Raw genomic sequence first — 8,387 nt, forward strand, 5'->3', positions numbered from 1 at the left:
TAAAATGATTATCATTACTGGTAGTGGAATAGTTTATTTTCTGGAAGTCCCTTAACTGAAGTATTAATTTAGTAAATTAGCAATTTCTATGCGTGATTGGGAAAGTATTTGTTCAGTGATGAAACAGGACCATGTACGTCATATACGCCATTTCATACCTGTTTTGAACAACTTCAATCTGTTAGTTAATACAGCGTTTTTTTGTTGTTGTGACTATTTTCAAGCGATACTCTCATCTGGAGTAGGATCGCTGCATCTCAAGACACAATTTTTACCGGAAATCAATTGCTTACCCTCTCATAGAAAGCCGTAATCTGTAGCGGATTGATATGTGGGGCTATGAGAACGTAAAGCTGAGTAGTTGTAGAAATCTTCATAAAAATACTCATCTGTACCTCGCAGATGTACAAAATTTACAAGTCAACTTCGGCGGGCATTCTGACTAACAAGGCAAGCCTTACCTTGATTACAGCTGCGGGACAGCGCCGGATTTACACCGGACTTTCCCCGTTTCCTCTAGTGGCTGTTCCCCACTAGAACCGAGATTCATCTGAATACTAACACAATTGCGATCTGCTTGCATAAAAATCAATGGTCGATCTATACTGGCATTCGTCATTAATCGGGGCAAGTCTCATTCTTTACCAAAGCTTGCTCTAGGTTTTTATTGGGCAATTATTCTAGAAATTTTTCAACCCAACAAACTTTTTCGGGTTGCCAGCGTTTGTTGACATAGCGTCAACCCTGAGCGTAGCCGAAGGGCTGACAATTTTTTACATTGCCAAACCTATTTAACAACTCTTTTCCATTTGTGCAACTATTTTTCTACAACCTGAGTAAAGTCAAATTCAGTTCTCTTTAGATTTTCTTTACGAATCAGCTCTTAAGGAAGTATTAATGAATCCCAGACTGTACGCGCCACAGATTGGCATAAATCCCATCAAGTGCTACTAAGTCCTCATGTTTACCCTGCTCCACAATTTGACCATAATCCATCACATATATGTAATGACTGTGGCGAATCGTAGAAAGACGATGAGCGATCGCTATCGTAGTCCGATTTTGGGTAATTATGGCCAGAGACTTCTGGATAGCTGCCTCCGTTTCATTATCTACCGCAGAGGTTGCCTCATCCAAAATCAAAATTGGTGGGTCTTTGAGAATAGCACGAGTGATCGCAATTCGTTGTCTTTGACCACCAGAAAGCTTCTGACCTCTTTCACCGACGATAGTATCGTACTGAAGGGGTAGTTGTAGGATAAATTCATGAGCCTGGGCTAATTTGGCAGCGTGGATAATTTCTTCATTACTTGCATCAAAACTGCCATAAGCAATATTTTCCGCCACTGTACCGTGAAATAAAAATACATCCTGACTCACCCAACCGATACAGCGTCGCAGTTCTAAGAGTTGTAACTCCCGAATATCGATACCATCAACCAGGATTTGTCCGCCTTGGACTTCGTAAAAGCGTAGCAGCAGTTTGACTAGGGTACTTTTACCAGAACCAGTTGCACCGACAATACCAATATTTGCCCCTGGTGGAATGTGCAGTGATAGATTTTTGAGTACATTGTTGCGACCATTGTAAGCAAAGGTGATATTATCCAGATGCACCTCACCGCGTACTGTGGTTAATGGTAAAGAGCGGTTTCCTGTGAGAATAGCAATAGGAGTATCTAACAACCCCATCACTCTACGGACAGAAGCCATAGCCCGTTGATACTCATCCATGACAGAACTCAAAGTAGCAAATGGCCACAGTAATTGCTGCACAATCAGCACTATGAAACTATAGTTTCCTACAGTTAACTGATTAGTCGCTACTGAAATACCACCAAAAAACACCGTAGCGATGAAACCTAGTACAACTATGAATCGAATCACCGGGAAAAACGCAGCAGAAACAGTGATAGCTTCACGATTACTGCGACGATAAGCTTCACTTTCAGAGAGAACACGACCTTGTTCGTAGGTTTCAGCAGTGAAACTTTTAATTGTGGCAATCCCTGAGAGGTTATTAGCTAAACGGCTATTGATGAATCCAGCTTTGTCTCGGACATCTGCATAACGCAGAGCTAGTCGTTTTTGGAATGCTAATGAACCCCAGAAAATCAAGGGTATGGGTAGTATTGCTAACCACGCTCCGTTAGGAGCGATAAGAGTAAATGAGCCGCCGACAACTAAAACTGTAGTGATAAATTGCAGAATTTCCGCAGCCCCAGAATTGAGAAAGCGTTCTAATTGATTGATATCATCGTTTAAAATTGATAGGAGTGTGCCTGTAGAGTGTTCCTCAAAGTAGCTCAGTTCTAGTTCTTGTAAATGGCTATAGGCATCAAGACGCAGTTCGTGCTGGATGGTTTGAGCTAAATTACGCCACAGGCGAGTATATAAAAATTCAAATAGCGACTCCGAACACCAAATGAATAATGCTAATAATGATAGTATCGCCAGTTGTCCAATGATGTTGGTTATGCCGATTTTGGCAATTAGGGAATTTTCTTTTTCTACCACGACATCTATAGTTTGGGCAATTAAATAGGATGGCGCTAGGTCGAAGATTTTATTGATTATGGTAAAGGTTACAGCACTCCATACTTGAGAGTGGTAGTCTCTGGCATAGAGTAACAAACGTAATAGTGGATGCTTTTTGGATACTTGTAAATCTTTCATGGTGAGTGCCAAACTTAGAGAAAATAATTAATGATAATTAGCTAAAGTTTTTATCAATTAATATAGATGGAATTTGTGCGAAAATAGCAATTTAAAATAGTTAGACAAATGCAATATTCGGTTATTTCAGGTAATTGCTCATTTTTTGAATCTGGTGAAAAATCTGAACTTAAGGTGTGTTGACAAGGTATTTAAATAAATCATCGATTACTGCATCAGCCGCAAGCGGAGTTCGCGCTCTCCAGATAGTAGGGTCTACATAATAAACACGATTTTGTTGAACAGCTTTCAGTTTGTTCCAAAGCAGTTTTTTCTGAAGAATGCTTAAGTCACGCTCACCTGTATAATTCCCGCCATAAGCAATGACAAACATAACATCACCATCTGCCTTTTCTAATTCCTCTTCAGAGAAACTAATGAATCCTCGTGGATTAAAGTCTTGCGATGGTGGGCGTTGTAATCCAGCATCGCTTAAAACAGAGCCAATGAATGAGTTTTTTACTTCGCTATTCATGCCACCACAACAAAAGTTGACAAAAGAAATCTTTTTATACTTGTAGTAATCGCCTAATGCAGTCTTTAGTTTTTCAATACGTTGATTATAGTGTTGCCAAACCTGCTGCCCAATTTTTTTTCTGCCTAATACCTCAGCCATAAAATTAAAATACTCTTTCCAATTGTCTTGCAGGTTATTGTTACCTCTCCAGTCATATAAAACGGTGGGAGCGATATTGGATAGCTGAGGATAAATTGATTCATGATTATGCTTCCAACTAATAATGACATCAGGCTTAAGTAGCACGATGCGTTCTATGCTGGGCTGTGAGCTGCCTAATGGCTCTATCCCCTGTGTTTTACCTTTCAGATAAGCAGGAAACTGATGATTGTACTCTAAAATACTTCCAACAGGCTGAATACCAAGGCTAATCGCATTCCCTAAAGCAGCTGGATTTAATACTACAAGACGTTTAGGATTATTAGGAACACAAGTTTTTCCCATTGCGTGCTGCACTACTCGGCATTCTTTAACTGACTGTTTCCAGCTTTGAACACTCTGATTGACGTTTTTACTACAAGCCGAAACAAGTACGAACGTCAATACTCCTAAAAATAATAGATAGATAAGGCGACCTAAAAATATTTTCATTGGGAGGAATATATCTTTTGAATCCTCATTGGTACATTTGAGAAATTTGAGAGTCTGCGAAGGAGAGGATTTATGATTAGGTTGATTGAATACAGAAGTCCTTCTCCACATTTCATACTCTAGACTTAAAAGCTGAATTATCAAGTTAAAATTGGTATGAAATTGAACCAGTAATTGCAAGGGGTGAGCCTTGAAACACGTTAGCCGTATTCACAGTAGAAGCAACATATCTGGTGTCAAATAGGTTCTCAACTCCCAAGCGAAATGTGAGATTTTCTAGCTTGTATGAAGCTGCTAAGTCTACACGCACGTAGCTAGGAACATCAAACGAATTAGCATTATCGCCCTGTCTCTCACCCACATAGACTAGACCACTGTTGAGGCTAAGTCCTCTCAAACCACCTTTGGTAAAATCATACTTGGCATATAAACCAAAACTATTGGATGGAGAGTTAACAAGCGTATTGCCTTCCTGCCCTGTGGTATTTTTCGTAATCTGAGCATCTAACAATGTGTAGGCAGCAATCAAGCTCAAGTTATCTGTCATCTTACCTCCCACTTGTAGTTCCAAGCCACGACTGCGAACCTCACCAACGAGAATGCTGAAATCAGGATTGTTGAAGTCAGTCTCTGCAATATTGGTTTGAGTTAGGTCGAAGAGGGCAGCAGTCACGCTGAGTCTGTCGTTGAAAAAGTTTGCTTTAGCACCGACTTCGTACTGGGTGGCAGATTTGGGATCGATTAATCCACCTCCTGCTAGTCTGCCAGATTGTGGTTCTGTCGATTGGCTAAAACTAGCATAGACTGACGCAGAATCTGTGAGTTTATAGACCAATCCCAGCGTCGGAGAAAGAAAAGTTGCATTTTGAGTGTTTAGATTATTAAACTCTGCATCAAACCAGCCGTAGCGTAGACCAGCCAGAATGCGAAACCTTCCCAAAGTGATAAAATCCTGGACGTATACGCCATAATCTATGTTACTAGAAAGCTGCTTACCAGGAGCCAAATCAGTTGGCAGTGGTTCGCCAAAGGTAGGATTAAAAACATCAATGCTACCGAAAAAGATATTTCTGGTATTTCCAGTCAAATCAGCGTGGAATCTGCTGTATTCGACACCTGCCAATAGCTTGTGATCGGATGCTCCTATTTTAAAATTGCCTCGCACCTCACTCCGTAGGTTGAGTTGAGTGTAGCTTTCTGTAAGTGGATTTCTATAGAGGTACTGAAGTGTATCTCCGTTAAATCGAAAGGCAGAAAGAATAAACAAATCTCTGTAAGTGTCTAAGTATTGACCGTTCAAACTAAGCGACCAGTTCTTACCTAAAGGTTGGTCAAAGTAAGCACTCACACGATAATTATCCCGCTGACCGCGATCGCGCGGATCGACGTAACTGCGATCGTAAAGAAATTCATTGTTAAAGAATTTAATCCCGGAATTAAAATTTTGTCGTTGCTGGTAATACTCTGTTTCAACTGTTAAAGAACTACCGTTAGCAGGCAACCAAGTAATCGAAGGAGCAACAAGAATGCGATTATCTTCTACATTTGCGTAAAAAGAGTCTGCATCTTGTACTGCCGCTACCAGACGATAAAGCAGTGTCTTATCAGTATTAAGGGGCCCTGTAAAATCGACTTCCCCACGATAGGAGTTAAAACTACCTGCTTGAAAGGTAATAGCGTTACTTGGTATTGCTTGTGGTTTCTTGGTGACATAATTAACCAATCCTCCAGGCGTACCAGTGCCGTAGAGTAAAGAAGAGAGTCCTTTGAGAATTTCAATACGATCGATGTTTGCTAAATCGCGTACTAGAAAACGTTGATTGTCTCGCAAACCATTTATGTAAGTTTGTCGTGCAACGTTAAAGCCACGAATTGTGAATTCGGGAATATTTCCTCCCTGGGCATCTCCTCCTCCCGTTCCTCTAGTAACGCCAGGAACAAAGGGAATCAAATCTTCTCCACGCTTGGGAGCAATATCTTCAATCAAGTCTCTGGTAATCACCCCAATAGAAGCAGGAGTTTCCAGAAGAGGAATATCTAATCTTGTGCCAGTGGTAGCATCAGGTGCGCGGTATCCATCATTTTGCTCTCCCGTTACCACCAACTCAATCGGCTCATCAGTTTGCGCTGATGGCTGTTTTTGAGGTGTTTCGCTGACAGGCTTCTCTGGCTCAGGCTGTTGTGGTGGCTGCATTGCAGTTGTAGCAGCTGTCAAACCAATAATCAGCCCTTCATCTCCATCAAACAACTCTACAACTGGCAATCCCACCTCACCTGCTACTGTCACTCGGATAGTATTAGCATCCAGATTTGTAACAGTTATCTCAGCAATTCCTGTAACTGGTTTTTGGGAACGGAATGTGAACGAATCACCATTGGGTAAACGCAATTGAGCATTAGGTATATCAGCAATAAAGTTATTCTCAGCACTGCGATTCGTGATTTGCAGTTTATCCCCTTGAGTCGTCTCTAAAATCACCTCCACACCTTTATCTGTGGGTTTGGCTTGGACTCCCGTGATTAGTACAATATTTCCCTGGACGGCAGGAGGATTGCTTGGTGTTGGCGACTGCACCAGCAATCTGGCGCTAGTGCTGGGACGCTCAACTTCACTCAATTGCCGAATTTTTCGAGTCAGCAGAGGTCTTAAATTTTCCTGACTTTCAACTTCCTGCTTCTCAAGCGTTGATTTAATTTCTGCCCGTACAGGCTCAATAGCAATAGTACTCAAGCAGCCAGATAGACTCAGTAAAAACCACATTTTCACACCACCAAACAAACACCAACGCTTCATCACAACTCCTGACACCATGCAGAACTTTGCTGAATTAATCCGCTTTGCAGTCATACCCCTTAATACTTGCCAGTTACACAAGTCGAATTACCCCCCTTGGAAAGGGGGGTAATGGAAAATCTAGTTCCCTCGCCAATGCATCGGGGAGGGTTAGGGTGGGGTAAAACTGAGCAAAACTTAATGACTACAAATCGTTTTTAATTCAATGAAGCTGAGTATAGAGAATAATTTGCAACTGAGTCTATCCAAAAACCGCATCACTATCTCGAAACCGACTTTTTACTAATTAAACTTTCACTGGGCGTAATCCCGAACCTGCGCTTGAAAGCACCTGCGAAGTATCCCAAGTGAGAATAGCCGATTTTGTTAGCAACCTCAGCAATAGTCATGTTTCCCTGACGCAATAACTGCTCTGCCCATTCCATACGTTTTTCTGTCATGTAGCTAAATGCTGTTTTGCCAAAGAGTTCCTGAAATCCACGTTGGAGGGTGCGATCGCTCATCCCCACCATTTGCGCCAATTCCAGTATCGACGGCGGATTCTCCAAACGGGAGAGTAAAATTTCTCTGGCGTGATGAATCCGGGCGATGGTTTGTGTCTTTAATCGTGGCGACGGTTGCACTCCAGCTTGTTCAGCTAAGAAGGGGGCAAGTTGCAACGACATCAACTCTAGCACCTTCGCCTGTAAATACAAACGCTTCGTCATCCCGTGGTAAGGACAGTTGACTATTTGCTGTGCCACTGTCTGTATTGCTGTTGTAGTTTTTGGGTAGAGCAATGTTTGCCACTCGTTACCTTTAGCCAAAAAACTTAGTTGCGGTGGAATTTCTCCATCTCCTGTTGGGAAAAAGGTTGCCAACAACTCAGGAGGCATACTGAACCCAATACTCACGCTTGATTGAGAATCCAAACAAGTCATCTTTCGTTGAATGCCGCCACCTGAAATAAGTGTGTATCCTTCTCCTACTTGCCCTCCATATTCTTCTCTGCTTGTTCCTGAAAGGAAAACAGCAAATTGCAAAGGGTGATCAGATTCACAGCATTGGCTCAGTATATCATCGTAGTATTCGTAGTTACCAATCCCCAGCCGCACTTGGGGATGCACTTCTATACTTCGGCTATATCCTTCGCCCAGTTGCCTGGGTACTTGACAATAGGATTCAAATGGTTCTAATGAGTTTTGCTGGCTATTTTGTCTAGCTTCTGCCCACAATTTTTGCCACTCTGGTGTGGGGGTAATGGTCATAGTTGGTAGATGGTCAAATTTAATGATATATATTTTCAATAATTTTACCGCAAGGCACGGGACAGACGGAGGGACATCCATGAGCAAGTTTGGAACCTGCGGTCTATTGGCTTATCAGGGCAAGCAATCGCTCAAGAACTGGGAGTTTCTAAAACTACGGTATTTAATTATTTGCGTAGCTCAACTTTTATCGAACGTTGTGAACGTAGCGACCAAGGTCTGAGCCTTCTCAACCCTTATCAAGATTACCTCCTCAGTCGCTGGAATAGCGGTAACTACAACACCCAAGAACTGTTTGAGGAAATTCGACAGGCTGGTTATACTGGTAGTTATGCTAGAGTCGTTCGCTTCACTCGTTATCTCAAGAGCTTACCCGGATTTGCACCAGCAAAAGGTTCAACAAAAAACGCTTCCCCCAGGGTAAGCTCTTCTTCCCATCGTCCTCTCACCCCCAGTCGCGTTACAGCTTTAAGGGACTTCCAGAAAATAAACTATTCCACTACCAGTAATGATAATCATTTTA

4 protein-coding genes, 1 pseudogene and 1 riboswitch are annotated in these 8,387 nt (G+C 42.0%); of the genes and pseudogenes, 1 reads left to right on the forward strand and 4 read right to left on the reverse strand.

Annotated features, from left to right (window positions below; translation table 11 throughout):
* Nucleotides 1-410: 410 nt before the first annotated feature.
* A riboswitch (cobalamin riboswitch) is annotated at nt 411-559 on the reverse strand.
* Nucleotides 560-894: 335 nt separating this feature from the next.
* The 4 genes from RM368_RS37395 to RM368_RS37410 all read right to left on the reverse strand — a co-directional run bounded on the left by RM368_RS37395 (nt 895) and on the right by RM368_RS37410 (nt 7,903).
* Entirely contained in the window at nt 895-2,676 is a 1,782-nt protein-coding gene (locus RM368_RS37395; RefSeq protein WP_322698742.1) for an ABC transporter ATP-binding protein, read from the reverse strand.
* Between the two features lie 169 nt (nt 2,677-2,845).
* Nucleotides 2,846-3,823, reverse strand: a complete 978-nt coding sequence (locus RM368_RS37400; protein ID WP_322698743.1) for an iron-siderophore ABC transporter substrate-binding protein — start codon at nt 3,821-3,823, stop codon at nt 2,846-2,848.
* 145 nt (nt 3,824-3,968) lie between these two features.
* Nucleotides 3,969-6,671, reverse strand: a complete 2,703-nt coding sequence (locus RM368_RS37405; protein WP_322698744.1) for a TonB-dependent siderophore receptor — start codon at nt 6,669-6,671, stop codon at nt 3,969-3,971.
* Nucleotides 6,672-6,877: 206 nt separating this feature from the next.
* The gene (locus tag RM368_RS37410) at nt 6,878-7,903 is read right to left on the reverse strand and encodes an AraC family transcriptional regulator (protein WP_322698745.1); all 1,026 of its coding nucleotides are present in this window, start codon (nt 7,901-7,903) and stop codon (nt 6,878-6,880) included.
* Between the two features lie 132 nt (nt 7,904-8,035).
* Here RM368_RS37410 and RM368_RS37415 point away from each other — a divergent pair.
* Nucleotides 8,036-8,387 (forward strand): annotated as a pseudogene (locus RM368_RS37415) (hypothetical protein); the annotation flags it as partial.

Source organism: Nostoc sp. DedSLP03 (genome assembly GCF_034530815.1).
Lineage (GTDB): Bacteria > Cyanobacteriota > Cyanobacteriia > Cyanobacteriales > Nostocaceae > Nostoc.